This window comes from Pseudomonas aestiva, assembly GCF_039908605.1.
GTDB classification, from domain to species: domain Bacteria; phylum Pseudomonadota; class Gammaproteobacteria; order Pseudomonadales; family Pseudomonadaceae; genus Chryseomonas; species Chryseomonas aestiva.
Map to the genome: position 1 here is coordinate 4,493,010 of NZ_CP150916.1, position 18,487 is coordinate 4,511,496.

15 protein-coding genes are annotated in these 18,487 nt (G+C 66.4%); 7 read left to right on the top strand and 8 right to left on the bottom strand.

Annotation, left to right across the window (positions count from 1 at the left end):
- Positions 1-2: 2 nt before the first annotated feature.
- Complete coding sequence (gene mrcB, locus AABM56_RS20840; RefSeq protein WP_263259366.1) at positions 3-2,345, bottom strand: penicillin-binding protein 1B; 2,343 nt, start codon at positions 2,343-2,345, stop codon at positions 3-5.
- A gap of 153 nt (positions 2,346-2,498) precedes the next feature.
- Between mrcB and AABM56_RS20845 the strand changes: the two genes are divergently transcribed.
- Together AABM56_RS20845 and AABM56_RS20850 are read left to right on the top strand one after the other, a co-directional pair.
- On the top strand, positions 2,499-4,046 hold the full coding sequence (locus AABM56_RS20845; protein ID WP_133861912.1) for a bifunctional aminoglycoside phosphotransferase/ATP-binding protein: 1,548 nt from the start codon (positions 2,499-2,501) through the stop codon (positions 4,044-4,046).
- 130 nt (positions 4,047-4,176) lie between these two features.
- Entirely contained in the window at positions 4,177-4,989 is an 813-nt protein-coding gene (locus AABM56_RS20850) for a cyclic nucleotide-binding domain-containing protein (RefSeq protein WP_133861913.1), read from the top strand.
- 177 nt (positions 4,990-5,166) lie between these two features.
- On the opposite strand, the gene deoA is transcribed toward AABM56_RS20850, so the two are convergent.
- The 6 genes from deoA to AABM56_RS20880 form a co-directional block, all read right to left on the bottom strand.
- Positions 5,167-6,477: a thymidine phosphorylase gene (deoA, locus tag AABM56_RS20855; protein ID WP_133861914.1), complete on the bottom strand. Its 1,311-nt coding sequence runs from the start codon at positions 6,475-6,477 to the stop codon at positions 5,167-5,169.
- Between the two features lie 11 nt (positions 6,478-6,488).
- Positions 6,489-6,902 (bottom strand): cytidine deaminase, encoded by a 414-nt coding sequence (locus tag AABM56_RS20860; protein WP_133861915.1) that lies wholly within the window; start codon positions 6,900-6,902, stop codon positions 6,489-6,491.
- A gap of 13 nt (positions 6,903-6,915) precedes the next feature.
- On the bottom strand, positions 6,916-7,851 hold the full coding sequence (locus AABM56_RS20865; RefSeq protein WP_347883672.1) for a nucleoside-specific channel-forming protein Tsx: 936 nt from the start codon (positions 7,849-7,851) through the stop codon (positions 6,916-6,918).
- 151 nt (positions 7,852-8,002) lie between these two features.
- Entirely contained in the window at positions 8,003-9,265 is a 1,263-nt protein-coding gene (locus AABM56_RS20870) for a NupC/NupG family nucleoside CNT transporter (protein WP_133861916.1), read from the bottom strand.
- A gap of 105 nt (positions 9,266-9,370) precedes the next feature.
- A complete protein-coding gene (gene sfsA / locus AABM56_RS20875) occupies positions 9,371-10,078 on the bottom strand; it encodes a DNA/RNA nuclease SfsA (protein ID WP_347883673.1) in 708 nt (235 codons plus the stop codon).
- Entirely contained in the window at positions 10,075-11,250 is a 1,176-nt protein-coding gene (locus AABM56_RS20880) for a pyridoxal phosphate-dependent aminotransferase (protein WP_347883674.1), read from the bottom strand. The genes sfsA and AABM56_RS20880 overlap by 4 nt, the downstream gene beginning before the upstream one ends.
- Before the next feature lie 291 nt (positions 11,251-11,541).
- On the opposite strand from AABM56_RS20880, the gene dksA reads away from it, so the two are divergent.
- Together dksA and gluQRS are read left to right on the top strand one after the other, a co-directional pair.
- Positions 11,542-11,985 carry an RNA polymerase-binding protein DksA gene (dksA, locus tag AABM56_RS20885; protein ID WP_007159704.1) on the top strand — a complete coding sequence of 148 codons (444 nt, stop codon included), beginning with the start codon at positions 11,542-11,544 and terminating at the stop codon, positions 11,983-11,985.
- Between the two features lie 84 nt (positions 11,986-12,069).
- On the top strand, positions 12,070-12,960 hold the full coding sequence (gene gluQRS / locus AABM56_RS20890) for a tRNA glutamyl-Q(34) synthetase GluQRS (RefSeq protein WP_347883675.1): 891 nt from the start codon (positions 12,070-12,072) through the stop codon (positions 12,958-12,960).
- Here gluQRS and AABM56_RS20895 read toward each other — a convergent pair.
- The gene (locus AABM56_RS20895) at positions 12,957-13,373 is read right to left on the bottom strand and encodes a VOC family protein (RefSeq protein ID WP_133861920.1); all 417 of its coding nucleotides are present in this window, start codon (positions 13,371-13,373) and stop codon (positions 12,957-12,959) included. The two genes, gluQRS and AABM56_RS20895, sit on opposite strands and share 4 nt — an antisense overlap.
- A 104-nt stretch (positions 13,374-13,477) precedes the next feature.
- Here AABM56_RS20895 and AABM56_RS20900 point away from each other — a divergent pair, with 104 nt between their 5' ends.
- The 3 genes from AABM56_RS20900 to AABM56_RS20910 all read left to right on the top strand — a co-directional run bounded on the left by AABM56_RS20900 (position 13,478) and on the right by AABM56_RS20910 (position 18,117).
- Complete coding sequence (locus tag AABM56_RS20900; protein WP_007159707.1) at positions 13,478-13,654, top strand: hypothetical protein; 177 nt, start codon at positions 13,478-13,480, stop codon at positions 13,652-13,654.
- Entirely contained in the window at positions 13,638-16,586 is a 2,949-nt protein-coding gene (locus AABM56_RS20905; protein WP_133861921.1) for a sensor histidine kinase, read from the top strand. The genes AABM56_RS20900 and AABM56_RS20905 overlap by 17 nt, the downstream gene beginning before the upstream one ends.
- Positions 16,587-16,701: 115 nt before the next feature.
- Complete coding sequence (locus tag AABM56_RS20910; protein WP_133861922.1) at positions 16,702-18,117, top strand: sigma-54 dependent transcriptional regulator; 1,416 nt, start codon at positions 16,702-16,704, stop codon at positions 18,115-18,117.
- Positions 18,118-18,487 lie beyond the last annotated feature (370 nt).

Sequence of the window (18,487 nt, forward strand, 5' to 3'; positions counted from 1 at the left end):
TCTCAATTCAACCAACCCTTGACCCAATCCATGACCGGACTGCCGCTGTTGCCGTTACCACCGGTGGCAGGTGCGGCCGGCGCGCCACAGGAGGCGCCCGCTGGCGGTTCACTGCCGCGAATATAAGGCATCTGCACGGCATTGGGACACGAGGGGTCCGTGCCGCGGCCGGTGGTGGCATCGACCCAGGCCTGGGTGATGTTGTCCGGCACCGGCATATCCAGGGAGACCGGATCGGCGCGGCGCATGAAGTTGCTCCAGACCTGCAGGGCGCCGGTGGCACCGGTCAGTGGTGTCTTGCCGTTGTCGTCGCGACCCAGCCAGACCACCGCCAGCAGATCCTGGCTGAAGCCGGAGAACCAGCTGTCGCGGGAATCGTTGGTGGTACCGGTCTTGCCCGCCAGGTTCACGCTGGTGGGGATCTGGTTGTAGACCGAGCGGCCGGTGCCCTCGCGCATGACACGCTGCATGGCGTACTGCACCAGGTAGATGGCGCCGGTATCGAAGCGCTGCTCGATCTGGAACGGATAGCGCTTGAGCGGCTCGCCATTGGCGTCGAGCACGCTGCGGATGCTGCGCAGCGGGGTATTGAAGCCGCCGTTGGCCAGCGTCTGGTACATGGTCGCCACTTCCATGGGCGTCAGGGCGCCGGCACCGAGCAGGGTCGCCGGGTAAGGCGGCAGGGCGCGACTCACGCCCAGGCGCTCGACGGTCTTGAGCACCTCGGGCAGCCCCAGGTCCAGGCCCAGGCGCGCCGTGGAGAGGTTGTAGGAATGCGCCAGCCCCTGATAGAGGAAGATGGTGCCGTGCGCCTTGTGCTCGTAGTTCTGCGGCCGCCAGACCTGGCCGTCGGCGCCTTTCACCGAGAAGGGCTCGTCCTGGATCAGGGTGGTCAGGGTGTACTTGCTGGGGCGTTCCAGGGCGGTGAGATAGACCGCCGGCTTGATCAGCGAACCGACCTGGCGCACCGCATCGAGGGCGCGGTTGTAGCCGGCGAAGCGCGGATCGCGGCCACCCAGCAGCGCCTGGACCTCACCGGTTTCCGGATTGGTCACCACCATGGCCGACTCGACGTTTTCCGCGCCCTTGCGACCATCGATGCGCTTCAAAGCCTCGGCCATGGCCGCTTCGGCCTTGGTCTGCAGGATGGGGTCGAAGCTGGTGAAGATGCGCAGCCCTTCCTCGGTGAGGTCTTCGTCGCGGTAGTCCTGCTTGAGCTGACGCTTGACCAGGTCGACGAAGGCCGGGAAGGAACTGTTGGTCAGGCTGCCGGCCTTGGTGATGCCCAGCGGGCGGGCTTTGGCGGCCTCGGCCTCGGTGGCGCTGACCACGCCCTGCTCGGCCATGAGGTCGAGTACCAGATTGCGGCGGGCCATGGCGCGCTCGGGATAGCGACGCGGGTTGTAGTAGGACGGGCCCTTCACCAGACCGACCAGCAGGGCGACCTGATGCAGTTTCAGTTCGCTGAAGGGCTGGCCGAAGAAGTACTGGGCGGCCAGACCGAAGCCGTGGATGGCGCGCGAGCCATCCTGACCGAGGAATACCTCGTTGAGATAGGCCTCGAGGATTTCCTGCTTGCTGTAGTGCAGCTCCAGCAGCAGCGCCATCAGGGCTTCGGTGCCCTTGCGGGTGATGCTGCGCTCGTTGGTGAGATAGAAGTTCTTGACCAGCTGCTGGGTCAGGGTACTGCCACCCTGGCGCACCTGGCCGCTGGTGGCGTTGACCCAGACGGCGCGCGCGATGGACTTGGGCGAGACGCCGTGGTGATGCCAGAACTCGCGGTCCTCGACGGCCACCAGGCCATCGACCAGGTGCGGTGGCGCCTGGTCGAGCTTGATGAGGATGCGATCCTCGTTATGCGCCGGATAGATGCCGCCGATCATCAGCGGTTCCAGGCGGGCCACGGCCAGGTTGCTGCCATCCAGGGCGCTGACGCCGGAGACGGTGCCGCCGGCGAAGCGCACGCGGATCGCCCGGGCCGGTTCGACGCCTTCGTAGAACTGGAAGCCGCGGGTGTTCAGCTCGACCGTGGAGGCACCCACGGAGACGCTGCCGGGGCCGTCCACGGTCTTCTCGCGGCGATAGCCGAGGGCATCGAGTTCGGTGAGGAAGTCGTCACGGCTGAGCTTGACGCCATTGAACAATTCCAGCGGCCGGGCATAGACCTTGGCCGGGATGGTCCAGCGCTTGCCGGAGAATTTTTCCTGGACCACGGCATCCAGATAGATGCATACGCCAGCCAGGGCTACCAGCGCGACCAGACCAAGCTTGACTGCCCAGCCGGACAGACGGCGCCAGTCAAAGGTCTTGCGCTTGCGGGAACGAGAGGATCGGGGTCGCTTCATGGCGGCGCATTATACGCACTTGCCCGTTGGCCGACAGCGGCCCACAAGCGCTTCGTCAGCTGGGGTTCAAGGATGCCCCTTCCCGGTGTCTTGGCTTGCGTGGACCGCCCTGGCAGCGATAATGCCGCCATCCATTTCCTACAAGGACCGCCCGTGAGCCAGCTCCTGATTTCCGCCCTGCAGAACCCGGCGCTCTATCCCCATCCCACCTCGGCGTTCCGGGTGATCGAAACCCATATTTCCTGGGTCGTGCTGACCGGCGAGGTCGCCTACAAGATCAAGAAGCCGGTGAACTTCGGTTTCCTCGACTTCACCGACCTGGAGGCCCGCGGTCACTTCTGCCGTGAGGAGCTGCGCCTCAATCAGCGCCTGACCCGCGATCTCTACCGGGACGTGGTGGCCATCACCGGCAGCGAAGGCGCTCCCGAGCTGGATGGCAGCGGTCCGGTGATCGAATACGCCCTGCGCATGCGCGAATTCCCCCAGAGCCAGCTGCTCAGCGAAGTGCAGCAACGCGGCGAACTGACCGAGGCGCACATCGATGCCCTGGCCGCCCAGATCGCCCGCTTCCACCTGGCAGCGCCCCAGGTGGCGACCGAGCATCCGCTGTGCACCCCGGACGCCGCCATGGCGCCGGTGCGGCAGAATTTCGAGCAGATCCGCGCCATGCTCGGCGAGGCGGCCGACCTCAAGCAGCTCGATCAGCTGGAAGCCTGGGCCGAAGCCAGCTACGCCCGCCTGCTGCCGCTGTTCGAGACCCGCTGCCGAGACGGCTTCATCCGCGAATGCCACGGCGACATCCACCTGGCCAACGCCACCCTGCTCGACGGCGAGGTGGTGCTGTTCGACTGCATCGAGTTCAACGAGCCCTTCCGCCTGACCGACACCATGGGCGATGCCGGCTTCCTGGCCATGGACCTGGAAGACCGGGGTCTCAAGGCGCTGAGCAACAGATTCGTCAACGCCTACTTCGAGGCGACCGGCGACTATGCCGGTCTTGCCCTGCTCGACTTCTACAAGGCCTATCGCGCCATGGTGCGCGCCAAGATCGCCCTGTTCCGCCTGGGTCAGGCCGAGGAGCCGGCGCTGCGGGCCGAGATCCTCGCCAGCTATCGCAGCTACACGGCCCTGGCCGAGGGCTACACCCAGGTGCCCCAGCCCTTCGCGGCGGTGATGCATGGCGTCTCGGGCATCGGCAAGAGCACCGTGGCCCTGGCCCTGGTCGAGGCGCTCGGCGCCATTCGCCTGAGATCCGATGTCGAGCGCCAGCGCCTCTATGTCGACAGCGACGAAGCCACCCGTTACAGCGCCGCAGCCGGCGAAGCCACCTATGCGCGACTGCACGAGATCGGCGCCCAGGTGCTGGCGGCCGGCTATCCGCTGGTGCTCGACGCCACCTATCTCAAGCAGGCCCAGCGCGCCGCGGCCCAGGCCCTGGCCGAAGCCCAGGCCGCCCCCCTGCTGATCATCGACTGCCAGGCGGACGACGAACTCATCGCCCGCTGGCTGCAGGAGCGCCAGGCCGAGGGGACCGATCCTTCCGAAGCCACCCTCGCGGTGGTGGCAGCCCAGCGCCAGGCGCAGGATCCGCTCGAACCCGCCGAGCAGGATCGGGCGCTGGTGGTGGAGCTGGAGCGCGCGGGACAGCTGGAGGCCCTGCCGGCTCGACTGCTGCGCCGCCTGGGTCGCGCGCCGGTCTGACCGCGACCTCCTGGGAGGCAGAACAAGCGTTCCGTCACAGCTCGTGGAGTTGTGGATTTACGGTCGCCGACGAGCGGCTTATCGTGCGACCCACGTCACAGCCTCTGCGTAACAAGAAGGAATTGGCACCATGTACCTCATCGGCGATCAGCCTCCCTATGTCGATCAGCTGCGTCAGGCGCTGCAGGCCATTCCGGCGCGGCTGGTCAGTGGTGTGGCGCCGAGTCGGCAGCCGCTGCAGCTGAGTCCCGCCGCCCTACTGCAGGACTGGATGCGCAATGACGAGGTCTATCTGATCCAGCGCGGCCCGCTGCGGGTGGTGCTGGATCAGCGGGCGCTGTTCCAGCTCGGCGAGGGCGATCTGATCGGCCTGGGGCGCACCCTGGACCTGCCGATCCTCAACTACGAAAGCGAGGCCGACGTGCGGGTGCTGCCCTACGACCGCGAGACCTTTCTCGCGGCGGCCACCGCCACGCCGGTCCAGCGCGATGCCCTGCTGAGGTACATGCTGGGCCAGCAGTCGCTGCTGGCCCAGGCGCTGATCCGGCTCAAGCCGCCAGTCACCCAGCCGGCGACCGGCTTCCGTCGCTATGCCGCCGGCGAGGTCATCATCCGCCAGGGCGACTCCGCCGAGCACGTCTTCGTCATCACCGAAGGCCATGCCGAGGCCTGGGTGGATGGCTGCAAGGTCGGCGAGGTCTGCCAGGACGAGATCGTCGGCGCCCTGGCGGTCTTCACCCATACGCCGCGTACCGCCAGCGTCATCGCCAAGACCGTCTGCACCGTGCTGGTGATTCCCCAGGATCAGTTCGTCTCGCTGATGGAGACCACCCCGCGCATCGCCCACAGCCTGATCGAGAACATGGCGCGCCATATCGACACGCTGAATAAGGAAGTCACCCGCCTGCGCACTGCCCCGGAGCGCCCCGCTGGCAGTAATTAAGAAATATTCTCGAATACGCTTGACGATGGAATGAGAATTGTTATTATTCAAGTCAGCCGGTCGCGAGATCGGTCGATAACTGGAGGTCCAGCAGTGGTCTTCGGGTTATCTCCTCATCAGGCTAATCACGGTTTTGGACCCGGCTCTGCCGGGTCTTTTTTTGCCTGAAATCCGGCGCTAGCGCCGGTCCAGCACGGGCAATGCATGCTCTGTCCGTCGCTCCTCACCCAGGACATAGGCCGCCTGCAACTGCGCGACAGCCCGCGCTGCGCTGGCGGTATCGCGGGCATGGACCAGGCCCAGCGGCCGATCCTGATCCACCCACTCGCCGGGCAATGCCAGATCAGCCAGGCCTACGGCGGAATCCACTTCATCTTCTGGGCGCTGTCGACCGCCACCCAGTTCGACCACCAGCAGACCGAGGGCACGGGTATCGACCTGCTGCACCCAGCCCGGGCGGGCCGGATGGACGGCGCGCACGACCGGAGCCCGAGGGAGATGCTGCCAGGGCCGCTCGGTCAGGTCGGACGGGCCGCCCAGGGCCAGGTTCATCGCCGCGAAACGCGCCAGGGCGGCGCCGCTCTGCCAGGCCTCCAGCACCAGGCGCTCGGCCACGATGGCATCGTCGGCCAGTCCGGCCAGTTGCAGCGCTTCCCCGGCCAGCGCCTGGATCACCCGCCAGAGACGCGCGCTGCGCACCTCGCCGGCCAGCAGGGCGATCGCCTCCTCCACTTCCAGGGCATTGCCGGCGCTGCGCGCCAGGGGCTGGCCCATGTCGGTGACCAGGGCGCGGGTACGGACACCTGCCGCCTCGGCGACCTCGACGATGCTGTCGGCCAGGCGCAGGGCGGCTTCCTGCTCAGCCATGAAGGCGCCGCCGCCGGTCTTGACGTCCATGACCAGCACGTCCAGGCCGGCGGCCAGCTTCTTGGCCAGGATGGAGGCGGTGATCAGGTCCACCGATTCCACCGTGGCAGTGACGTCGCGGATGGCATAGAGACGGCGATCGGCCGGGGCCAGATCGGCGTCCGGACCGACGATGGCGCAACCCACCTCGGCCACCACCTGGCGAAAGCACGCGAGGCCAGGACGGATACGATAGCCGGGGATGCTCTCCAGCTTGTCGAGGGTGCCGCCGGTATGGCCCAGGCCGCGCCCGGAGATCATCGGCACATGGCAGCCACAGGCGGCGAGCAGCGGCGCCAGCACCAGGCTGGTGAGATCGCCCACGCCGCCGGTGGAATGCTTGTCCACCACCGGCCCCGGCAGGTCCCAGTGCAGCACCTGGCCGCTGTCGCGCATGGCCAGGGTCAGGGCGGTGCGCTCCGCAGCGGTCATGCCGCGCAGCAGGGTAGCCATGGCGAAGGCGGCGATCTGGCCTTCACTGAGGCTGTCATCGACGATGCCGCTGACCAGGCGCTGAAGGTCCGCAGCGGACACCTCCAGGCCATCGCGCTTCTGGCGGATCACTTCCTGGGCGAGCCACATGGGCGGACTCCTTAGAAGTCGTCAAAGGCGCCGGGCAGCAGCTCGGCCAGGGTCCAGGTGCGGGTACGGCCGGGTTCGCTGCCGCTGCAGACGATGGTCGCATCGGGCGCCATCAGCTCCAGCAGCACCTGCCGGCAGGCACCGCAGGGACTGATCAGGGGGACGCCCGGCGCATGGATGGCCATGGCAGTGAAGCTGCGCGGCGGCAGGCCCCGGCTGATGGCGGCGAACAGGGCGCTGCGCTCGGCGCAGTTGGTCAGGCCGTAGGAGATGTTTTCCACGTTGCAGCCATGGATGACCTCGCCCTCGGCGGTCAGCAGCGCGGCGCCCACGGGAAATTCCGAATGCGGACAGTAGGCGCGCTCGGCTGCAGCGACCGCTTCCGGAAGCAGTGCGGCGAGGTGCGCAGGCATGTTGGTGCTCATGACAGTCTCCAGATCAGAATTGATAACCCACCCCCGCATAGTAGCCCCAGCCGTTGGAGCGACCCTCGAAATCGCCCTCGCCAAAGTTCAGCTCGGTGCCGTCGCGCCAGTTGCCGCCATTGTGGAAGTGCCGTGCCGCGAACATGAAGCGCAGGTGGGTGAAGGCATAGAGCAGCACGTTGGTGGATACGGTGGCATTGGCCGTACGTCCTGGCTCGTCGCCCAGCTTGGAGCCAAAATCGAAGTTGGTGAAGCCGACATAGGTCAGGGAGGCGCCGTTGTCGAACTTGGCCAGCGGCCAGATGTACTTGAGCTGGGCCCGATAGCCGTCCCAGGAATTTTCGTTGGCGGCGCCATAGTTTTCCCACTGGCGGCGGCCGTAGAGGTTGGCGGACAGCAGCACTGGGGTATGGGTCTTGATGTCGGTGCCGAAGCCGGCGTAGAGGGTGTTCTGCCGACTGGCCTGGCTGCTGCCGTGATCGTAGATCCAGTCGAACGCCAGGTACCACTCCTTGAACGGCCCGAAGGCCAGCGAGCGGCCGGTGAGCTGATCGAGGGAAATCCGCGGTTCGTGCTCCATGAACAGGGGCGAACCGCGGTCCCAGACGCCAGAGTCGTGGCTGTTGCCGATGCCCAGCACCTTGGGCACGTCGATGTAGCCATAGAGTTCGAAGGGCCCCTTGCGGCCAAAGTACTCGTACTCCAGATAGGCGTCGTCCACGGGCTGCGGGCCGAAGCTGATGTCCTTGCTGCCGATCAGGGTCAGATCCTGGTTGTACCAGGATGATAGATAGGGCGAGCGATTTTCCGTCTGTTGCGCGGCGGGACTGGCGGTCTCGCCCTGGGCGCTGTCGGTCGCGACAGCGGGAGCGGCCAACAGCTGAGTGCTGCAGCAGAGCAGAAGCGATAAGGCGCCGAAGCGCACGCGACGGGGGCGGGAAAACGTCATGAGCAGGGTTCCTGAGCGAAAGCCTTGAGAAGCCGCGGACAATGCGTGGCGGCGAAGCAGGAGCACGTCACGGTCATCCGCTGTTACGTTTTGGCGCACCCAGGCCAGCTGTGCACCATAAAGTGGATCCGATGGTCCAATCGACATCGACCTAGAGGCCGATGAAGAAGCCGGCCAGGGCCGCGCTCATCAGGTTGGCCAGGGTGCCGCCAAGCATGGCGCGCAGGCCCAGCTGAGCCAGTTCGTGACGCCGCTGCGGGGCGATGCCGCCCAGGCCGCCGAGCTGGATGGCGATGGAGGAGAGATTGGCGAAGCCGCAGAGGGCGAAGGTGACGATGACCTGGGTGTGCGCCGAGAGCGGCTGGACGCCAGCCGCCGCCGACTTGACCGGGTCGAGGTAGGTCGAGAGGTCGGCATAGGCGACGAATTCGTTGAGCACCAGTTTCTGGCCGATGAAGCCACCGGCCTGCACCGCCTCGTTCCAGGGCACGCCGATGAGGAAGGCCACCGGCGCCAGCAGATAGCCCAGCACCAGTTGCATGCTCAGCTGCGGCACGCCGAACCAGGCGCCGCACCAGCCGAGGATGCCGTTGAGCAGGGCGATCAGGGCGATGAAGGCCAGCAGCATGGCACCGACCGCCAGGGCGATGCGCAGGCCGACCTGGGCGCCTTCGGCGGCCGCATCTATGACGTTGGCCGGACGCTCCTCGCCCTCCCCCAGGGTCTTCATGGCCTGGTCGCGCGGCTGCTCGGTCTCCGGCTCCATCAGCTTGGCCATCAGCAATCCGCCCGGGGCGGCCATGAAGCTGGCGGCGATCAGGTACTTGAGTTCCACGCCCATGCCGGCGTAGCCCAGCAGCACCGAACCGGCCACCGCGGCGAACCCGCCGACCATGATGGCGAACAGCTCCGAGCGGGTGAGATCGGCGATGAAGGGCCGCACCACCAGCGGCATTTCCGACTGGCCGAGAAACAGCGTCGCGGTGACCGTGGTGGATTCCACCCGACTGGTGCCGAGCAGGGCGTGCAAGGCCCCGCCCACCACACGGATGATCCAGCCCATGATGCCCAGGTAGTAGAGCACCGCGATCAGGCTGCCGAAGAACACGATCAGGGGCAGTACCCGCACGGCGAAGACGAAGCCGCCGTTACCGAAGTACTCGAACATCCTCGGTCCGGCGAGGCCGCCGAAGAGGAATTCGATGCCCTTGTCGGCATAGAGCTGCAGGGAGGAAACGGCCCCGGAGACGCTGCCGAGCACCTGCTGGCCCCAGGGAATGTAGAGGACGAACAGACCGAGCCCCGCCTGCAACAGAAAGGCCGCAAGCACGGTACGCACGCGAATGGCGCGCCGCTGGCGGGAAAAGAGGATGGCGATGGCCACCAGCAAGAGCATGCCCAGCACAGAGATCATCAAGAGACTCCTGACAGGATCGCCCGATAGCGGCGATCGATGGGCGATATCCGTAAGCAAGGCGCCTGCCAGATCCTGTCCGGGCGATCAGCTTTTTGTGACTGCTCAGTCAGCGAGGCGTAGCGGTCGGTCCAGCTGCAGACCCGCAGGCGAGAGCCGTGCCCCATAAGCCAGCACCTGCACGCCCTGCCGGCGGGCTTCGCCCAGGGCCAGGGCATAGGCGGCATCGATCTCCACCGCCGGGCGCACCGCCTCGATGCCTTCGAGCAGCACGCAATAGAGCAGCACCGCCCGCTCGCCGGCCGCGGCCAGGGCCGCCAGCTCGCGCAGATGGCGGGTCCCGCGGGTGGTCACGGCATCGGGAAAGGCGGCGACCGTGGTGTCGGCAAAACCCAGGGTGACGCTCTTCACCTCCAGATACAGCGGCCCCACGGGATACTCCAGGCGGAAATCGGCGCGACTGTTCTCCAGGCCGTAGGCCACCTCCCGGCGCAGGGCAGTGAAGCCGGCCAGCTCGGGAATGCCACCCGCCAGCAGGGCCTCTTCCACCAGGCGATTGGCGCGGGCGGTATTGATGCAGGCCAGGCGCCCGTGATCCGTCTCGACCAATTCCCAGGTGCCGGGCAGCTTGCGCTTGGGACCGCTGGCCCGACTGAACCAGACCCGGGCGCCCGCCGGCTGACAGTGAAGCATGGACCCGGTATTGGGGCAGTGCAGGGTCAGCACCTCACCGCTGGCGATCTCGATGTCGGCGAGAAAACGCTTGTAGCGGCGCAGCAGGCGACCCTCCTCCAGGGGCGGATCGAATCTCACCGGGCCCTCCAGCGCTGCAGGCCCTGGGCGATGCGGGCGACGGCCTCTTCCAGGCGCGGCAGCGACTGGGTGTAGGCGAAGCGCACATGGGTGTCGGCACGGTGGCGACCGAAGTCCAGGCCGGGGGTGATGGCCACGTGTTCGGTCTCCAGCAGGAACTGGCAGAAGGCATAGGCGTCGCCGCCAAAGGCGGAGATGTCGGCATAGAGATAGAAGGCGCCCTGAGGCTCGACGGCGATTTCGAAGCCCAGGCCACGCAGCGCCGGCAGCAGATAGTCGCGACGGCGGGCGAATTCGGTGCGCCGCTCTTCGAAGATGGCCATGGCCGCCGGGGTGAAACAGGCCAGGGCGGCCTGCTGGGCCACGGTGGAGGCACTGATGTAGAGATTCTGCGCCAGTTTTTCCAGCTCCGGCACGGCGGCGGGCGGCGCCACCAGCCAGCCGAGGCGCCAACCGGTCATGCCGAAGTACTTGGAGAAGCTGTTGAGCACAAAGGCCGAATCGTCCACCTCCAGCACGCTGGTGGCGTCCAGGCCGTAGGTCAGGCCGTGGTAGATCTCGTCCACCACCAGGTGACCACCCCGCGCCCTGAGGGCGGCCGACAGCCCGGCGAGCTCATCGCGATTGAGCAGGGTGCCGGTCGGATTGGCCGGCGAGGCCACCAGGGCGCCCACGCTGTCCACTTGCCAGTGTCGCTCCACCAGCTCGGCCGTGAGCTGGTAGCGGGTGTCGGCGCCGACCGGGATCAGCTGGGCCGCGCCTTCCACCAGGCGCAGAAAGTGCCTGTTGCAGGGATAGCCGGGATCGGCCAGCAGCCAGTGCCGCCCGGGATCGACCAGCAGGGCGCTGGCCAGCAGCAGGGCACCCGAGCCGCCGGGGGTGATCAGCACCCGCTCCGGATCCAGGTCGATGCCGTAGCGCTCGCCATAGAAGGCGGCGATGGCGCGGCGCAATTCCGGCAGGCCGCGGGCCGCGGTGTAGCGGGTCTGACCGGCTGCCAGCGCGGCCTGGCCAGCGGCGATCACCGGGGCGGCGGTGGTGAAATCGGGCTCGCCGATCTCCAGGTGGATGACGTCGTGCCCGGCGGCCTGGAGCTGGTTGGCGCGCTCCAGCAGGGCCATCACATGGAAGGGCTCGATGGCCTGGCTGCGTGCGCTGTAGGAATTGGACATGGACATGGTCCGAACTTGTGGCGAAGGCGGGATTCTAACCAAGGCTTCGCAGGCCGGCACCCGCCGCGTCGGCACGGAGCGGGAGGCCAGTAGTAGCGCCCCCTGGAAGCTTCTGGTAAGTTCGCCGGCTTGCATCCGCAGGGCGACTGGCCAGTCGAGAACATATTCAGCCTGGCGTCGGCATTGCGCGGGACGTCATCGGCAGCCACAGACCCCGGGCGTTCCAACATGGAGAGGCCTGGAAACGCATCCAGCCTGTGGACAGGATCAGCGAAAGTGAGAGGGTCAATCATGCCCAGCGAAGCAAATCAGCAGAACAATCATCTGGCCCGTGGCTACGAACCCTACCAGCCTGCCAAGGGCGAGGAATACATGAGTGAGCGCATGCGCGCCCACTTCACCGGCATTCTGAACAAGTGGAAGCAGGAACTGCGCGAAGAAGTCGATCGCACCGTGCACCACATGAAGGAAGAAGCGGCCAACTTCGCCGACCCGGCCGACCGCGCGACCCAGGAAGAGGAATTCAGCCTGGAACTGCGTGCCCGCGACCGCGAGCGCAAGCTGATCAAGAAGATCGACGAGACGCTGCAGCTGATCGAAGACAACGAATACGGCTGGTGCGACTCCTGCGGCGTGGAAATCGGTATCCGCCGCCTGGAAGCCCGTCCGACCGCCAGTCTGTGCATCGACTGCAAGACCCTGGCCGAGATCCGCGAGAAGCAGACCGGGACCTGAGTCCTGCTGCCTTACCGACGAGGGCGCTACGGCGCCCTTTGTTCTGTTCAGATTTCGGTTTTTCCGGCATTCACAGGATGAGCTATGGCCAGGCGCCCCTATGTCGGCCGTTTCGCCCCCACGCCCAGCGGCTATCTGCACTTCGGCTCGCTGGTTGCCGCCCTCGCCTCCTACCTGGATGCCCGCGCCGCAGGCGGGCGCTGGCTGGTGCGCATGGAAGACCTGGATCCGCCACGTGAGGTCCCGGGCGCCCAGGCGGCCATTCTCACTACCCTGGAGGCCTATGGCTTCGAATGGGACGGCCCGGTGCTGCGCCAGAGCGAACGCCTGGACGCCTATCGCGCAGTCATCGCGCAGTGGCTGTCCAGCGGGTTGGCCTATGCCTGCGACTGCTCACGCAAGCAGCTCGAAGGCAGTGGTGGGATATACCCCGGCTACTGCCGCAATCGCGGCCTGCCGGCGACGGACGCCGCCATCCGCATCCGCGCCCCTGAGCTGGACTACCGCTTCGTCGACCGGGTGCAGGGCGAATTCCGCCAGCACCTGGGACGCGAGGTGGGCGACTTCGTCATCCAGCGTCGCGACGGCCTGATCGCCTACCAGCTGGCGGTGGTGATGGACGATGCCCTGCAGGGCATCACCGACGTGGTGCGGGGCGCCGACCTGCTGGACTCCACGCCGCGCCAGCTCTATCTGCAGGAATTGCTCGGCGATCCGGCGCCGTGCTATCTGCACGTGCCGCTGCTGATCCAGCCCGACGGCCACAAGCTGGGCAAAAGTTACCGCTCGCCGCCGCTGCCACCCGAACAGGCCGGCGCCCTGCTGGTACGCGCCTTGCGCGCCCTGGGCCAGCCGACCCAGCCGGCGCTGGCTGAGGAGCCCCCGACCCGAGTGCTGGCCTGGGGCGTCGCCAACTGGGACGCCACACTGATCCCGCGGGTGCCCCACCTGGCCGAAGCCCAGCTGCCGGACTAGTAGTTGGGCCAGAGTCCGGGCGTGACCAGTTCCAGCAGGTGCCCGTCCGGATCGCGGAAATACAGGCTGATCGCGCCCTGTGGCCACTGGGTACGCTCCTCGATGGCGACCTCGGCGGCTGCCAGGTGCGTGACCCAGGCGTCCAGTTCATCCGCCGCGATCGCCAGGGCCAGGTGCTGACAGCCTTGGGCGCCGTGAGGGGGGATGCAGCCGCCCGGCAACCTGACGGATTGCTCGGTAGTGCCCCGCTGGAACAGCAACAGGACGCTGGCGCCCAGCGCATAGGCGGCCAGGCGGTCGTCGGCGAACAGCGGCGCCAGGCCCAGCACCTCGTCATAGAAGCGCCGGGCCCTCGGCAGATCGGCGACATAGAGCGCGGTTTCCAGCACGGCGGCGAGGCGGGGTCTGGTCATTGGCGAACTCCAGCGGGCAAGTAAGCCTTCACGGTAGAAGCCTCCCTCTCCGGGGTACAGCGCTTTTGCTTTACCATGGCGCCATCGCCGTTCGGGAACCGCGCATGTACATCTACCGGCTGGTCCTGCTCCTCGTGGTAGGCATCTATCTGTTCTCCCCCGCCATCATGGATTGGTGGATCGCTCCCAGCGGCGCCTGGTATCGGCCCTACCTGCTGTGGCTCATTCTCATCGTGGTGACCTTCATCCTGCAGAGCCAGCGCGATGCCGACGAGCTTTAGTCTGTCCCAACTGGTCCTGATCAGCGCCGGTTACCTGCTGATCTTCTTTGGCGTCGCCTGGATGACCGAGAAGGGCTGGGTGCCGCGCCGGCTGGTGCGCCATCCGCTGATCTACACCCTGTCGCTGGGCGTCTATGCCAGCGCCTGGGCCTTCTATGGCACCGTGGGCCTGGCCTACGACTACGGCTACGGCTTTCTGGCCTATTACCTGGGGCTGTGCGGCGCCTTTCTGCTGGCGCCGGTATTGCTCTACCCCATCCTGCGCCTGACCCGTGCCTACCAGCTGGCATCCCTGGCCGATCTCTTTGCCTTCCGTTTCCGCAGTACCTGGGCCGGCGCCCTGACCAGTCTGGGCATGCTGATCGCCGTGCTGCCACTGCTGGCGCTGCAGATCCAGGCGGTGGCCACCAGCACCGGCATCCTGGTGCAGGCCCGCGCCCAGGACGCCCCGGCGCTGGGCTTCTGCCTGCTGATCACGCTGTTCGCCATGCTCTTCGGCGCGCGCCAGATCAACTCCAAGGAGCGCCACGAGGGCCTGGTGGTGGCCATCGCCTTCGAATCCCTGGTCAAGCTGCTGGCCCTGGGCATCGTCGGCGGCGTCACCCTCTATACCGTGTTCGGCGGGCCCAACGGCCTGGAGACCTGGCTGCAGCAGAACCAGAGCGCCCTCTCCACCCTGCACACCCCGCTGCAGGAAGGCCCCTGGCGGATCCTGCTGCTGGTGTTCTTCGCCGCGGCCATCGTCACCCCGCACATGTACCACATGGCCTTTACCGAGAATCTCAGTCCCCAGGCGCTTGTCAGCGCCAGCTGGGGCCTGCCGCTGTTCCTGCTGCTGATCAGCCTGGCGGTGCCGCCGATTCTCTGGGGTGGCCTGGCGCTGGGTTCGCCGACGCCGCCGGAGTACTTCACCCTGGGCGTGGGCCTGGCGCTGGACAATCCGCTGCTGGCGCTGGTGGCCTTCGTCGGCGGCCTGTCGGCGGCCAGCGGCCTGATCATCGTGGTGACCATGGCGCTGTCGGGCATGCTGCTCAACCACATCGTGCTGCCGCTCTACCAGCCACCCACCGACGGCAACATCTATCGCTGGCTGCGCATGACCCGGCGCCTGCTGATCGCCGCCATCATCCTCGGCAGCTACGGCTTCTATCGCCTGCTGCAGGGCCATGGCGATCTCTCCAGCCTGGGCATCGTCTCCTTTGTCGCCACCGTGCAATTCCTGCCCGGCGCGCTGTCGGTGCTCTACTGGCAGACGGCCAATCGCAAGGGCTTCATCGCAGGCCTGCTGTGCGGCCTGGGCCTGTGGTTCCTGAGCATGCTCATGCCGCTAGTGGCTGACATCAATCCGCTGCACATCGGCGTCTTCAGCTATCGCATCAGCGCCAGCAACTGGCACCTCGCCGCCGTGGCCTCGCTGACCGTCAACGTGCTGGTGTTCGCCCTAGTCTCGCTGTTCACCGAAGCCAGCGAAGAAGAGAAGAGCGCCGCCGAGGCCTGCGCGGTGGACAACGTCCGCCGTCCGCAGCGCCGCGAACTGGCGGCCAGCTCGCCCCAGGACTTCGCGGCCCAGCTGGCCAAGCCGCTGGGCGCCAAGACCGCGCAAAAGGAAGTCGAGCGCGCCCTGGCCGACCTGCTGCTGCCCTATGACGAACGCCGCCCCTATGCCCTGCGCCGGCTGCGCGATCGCATCGAGGCCAACCTCTCGGGCCTGATGGGCCCGCGGGTCGCCCAGGACATCGTCGAGACCTTTCTGCCGTTCAAGGCGGAAAGCGAGGCCTATGCCACCGAAGACATCCACTTCATCGAGAATCGCCTGGAAGACTACCAGTCGCGCCTGACGGGTCTTGCCGCCGAGCTGGACGCCCTGCGCCGCTATCACCGCCAGACCCTGCAGGAGTTGCCCATGGGCGTCTGCTCCCTGGCCCGGGACCGCGAGATCCTCATGTGGAACCGCGCCATGGAAGAACTCACTGGCATCGATGGCGCCCGGGTGGTGGGCTCGCGCCTGAGCGCCCTGCCCGATCCCTGGCAGGACCTGTTCGAGCGCTTTCTCGCCGAACCGGCGCAGCAGCACCTCTACAAGCAGCGCCTGCCCCAGGAACACGAGCAGCGCTGGCTCAACCTGCACAAGGCGACCATCGACGAACCCCTGGCGGTGGGCAGCAATGGCACCGTGCTGGTGGTGGAAGACATCAGCGAGACGCAACTGCTGGAAGACCGCCTGATCCACTCCGAGCGCCTGGCCTCCATCGGCCGGCTGGCCGCGGGCGTCGCCCACGAGATCGGCAACCCGGTCACCGGCATCGCCTGCCTGGCGCAGAATCTGCGCGAGGAGCGCGAAGCGGACGAAGAGATCGACGAGATCAGCAGCCAGATCATCGAGCAGACCCGCCGCATCACCCGCATCGTCCAGTCGCTGATGAGTTTCGCCCATGCCGGCGGCCGCCAGCAGGCCCACGAACCGGTGTGCGTGGCCGAGGCGGCGCAGGAGGCCATCGCCCTGCTCTCGCTCAATCGGCAGAGCGTGGACGTCGACTTCTTCAATCTCTGCGACCCGGAACACCTGGTGCAGGGCGATCCCCAGCGCCTGGTGCAGGTGATGATCAACCTGCTGTCCAACGCCCGCGACGCCTCGCCGGCCGGCGCGCCGATCCGGGTGCGCAGCGAGGCCCATGGCCAGACCGTGACCCTGAGCGTCGAAGACGAAGGCAGCGGCATTCCCAAGGCCATCGTCAGTCGACTGTTCGAACCCTTCTTCACCACCAAGGATCCGGGCAAGGGGACAGGGCTTGGCTTGGCGCTGGTCTATTCCATCGTAGAAGAGCATTATGGTCAGATAATGATCGATAGTCCTACCGACCCCGTGACCGGCCAGGGCACCCGCATTCGGGTACTGCTGCCGCGCTATCTCGGGTTGCCGGAGGCGCCGTGACGGACCCATCCGCCTGCTGGATGGATCTGCTAAAGCATTCGGAAGTCCAGACGACCGCGACAACACACGCTGCCTGGCGTGGGTCGTCTTGCCTTCCCGTAAGAGAGCGCACTTGATGGCCCATATCCTGATTGTCGAAGACGAGAAGATCATCCGTTCGGCGCTGCGCCGCCTGCTCGAGCGCAACCAGTTCCGTGTCAGCGAAGCCGGCTCCGTCCAGGAAGCCCAGGATCTCTACGACGTTTCCAGCTTCGATCTCGTCATCAGCGATCTGCGCCTGCCCGGCGCCCCGGGTACCGAGATGATCGATCTCGCCAAGGGCAAGCCGGTGCTGATCATGACCAGCTACGCCAGTCTTCGCTCGGCGGTCGATTCCATGAAGCAGGGTGCGGTGGACTACATCGCCAAGCCCTTCGATCACGACGAGATGCTGCAGGCCGTGGCGCGCATCCTGGTGGAACGCGAGCAGCGCCCGCCGATGGTCGCCGAGGAAAGCGTCACGCCGGCGCCGGCCACTGGCGAGATCGGCATCATCGGCAACTGCGCGCCGATGCAGGACCTCTTCGGCAAGATCCGTAAGGTCGCGCCCACCGATTCCACCGTGCTGATCCAAGGCGAATCGGGTACTGGCAAGGAACTGGTGGCGCGGGCACTGCACAATCTGTCGCGGCGGGCCAAGGCGCCGCTGATCTCGGTCAACTGCGCGGCCATTCCCGAGACCCTGATCGAATCCGAACTCTTCGGCCACGAGAAGGGCGCCTTCACCGGTGCCAGTGCCAGCCGTACCGGACTGGTGGAAGCGGCTGATGGCGGCACCCTGTTTCTCGACGAGATCGGCGAATTGCCGCTGGAAGCCCAGGCACGCCTCTTGCGCGTGCTGCAGGAAGGCGAGATTCGCCGGGTCGGCTCGGTACAATCACAAAAGGTCGATGTGCGCCTGATCGCTGCGACCCACCGGGATCTAAAGGGCCTAGCCAAGATCGGCCAGTTTCGCGAAGACCTCTTCTATCGCCTCAATGTCATCTCCCTGCGTCTGCCCGCCCTGCGCGAACGCGGCGGCGACGTCATGGAGATCGCCCGGGTGTTCCTCGCTCGCCAGTCGGCGCGCATGAGTCGTCCAGGCCTGAAGCTCGGCGCCGAGGCCGAGGCCGCCATTCGCCACTACAGCTGGCCGGGCAACGTGCGCGAGCTGGAGAACGCCATCGAGCGCTCGGTGATTCTCAGCGAAGGCCAGGAAATCAATGCCGATCAGTTGGGCATCGACGTCGAGCTCGGCGAACTGGAGCTGGCCGACAGCTACCTGGATCCGCTGCCCAGCTCGGGACTGGGTAACGGCAATGGCGCCCACGAACCCACCGAGGACCTGTCGCTGGAAGACTACTTCCAGCACTTCGTGCTCGAGCATCAGGACCACATGACTGAGACCGAGCTGGCGCGCAAGCTGGGCGTCAGCCGCAAGTGCCTGTGGGAACGTCGTCAGCGCCTGGGCATCCCGCGGCGCAAGGCCAGCGCCAGCAGCGACGCCTCCTGATCCATACCGGGACGTGACAGCCTTGCACGTCCCGCGGTAACACCTCCCTAGCCCCTCCCCCACCCTTTGCAATGTGTTACCGCCGTAACAGCCGGCGGGTTCAGCGGTAACGAAAATTTGCCTGTAGCCCCTGGGCAAAAAGGCTACATTTTTCGTAACCCACTGAATATAAAGGGTTTTATAAAACTGGCACGGCATCTGCTTTATGTTCTCGTACAAGAACAATAAGAACGTACCCAAGCCATAACAAAAACAAGACGTAGCGACTCCAGCACAACAAGAACAAGCAGGCGGAGGCGTAGCTAACTGATCATTTTGGAGAAGAGTCGTCTAGCGGGATGGTCCGCGCGATGTCAGGCCAGAGAACAAC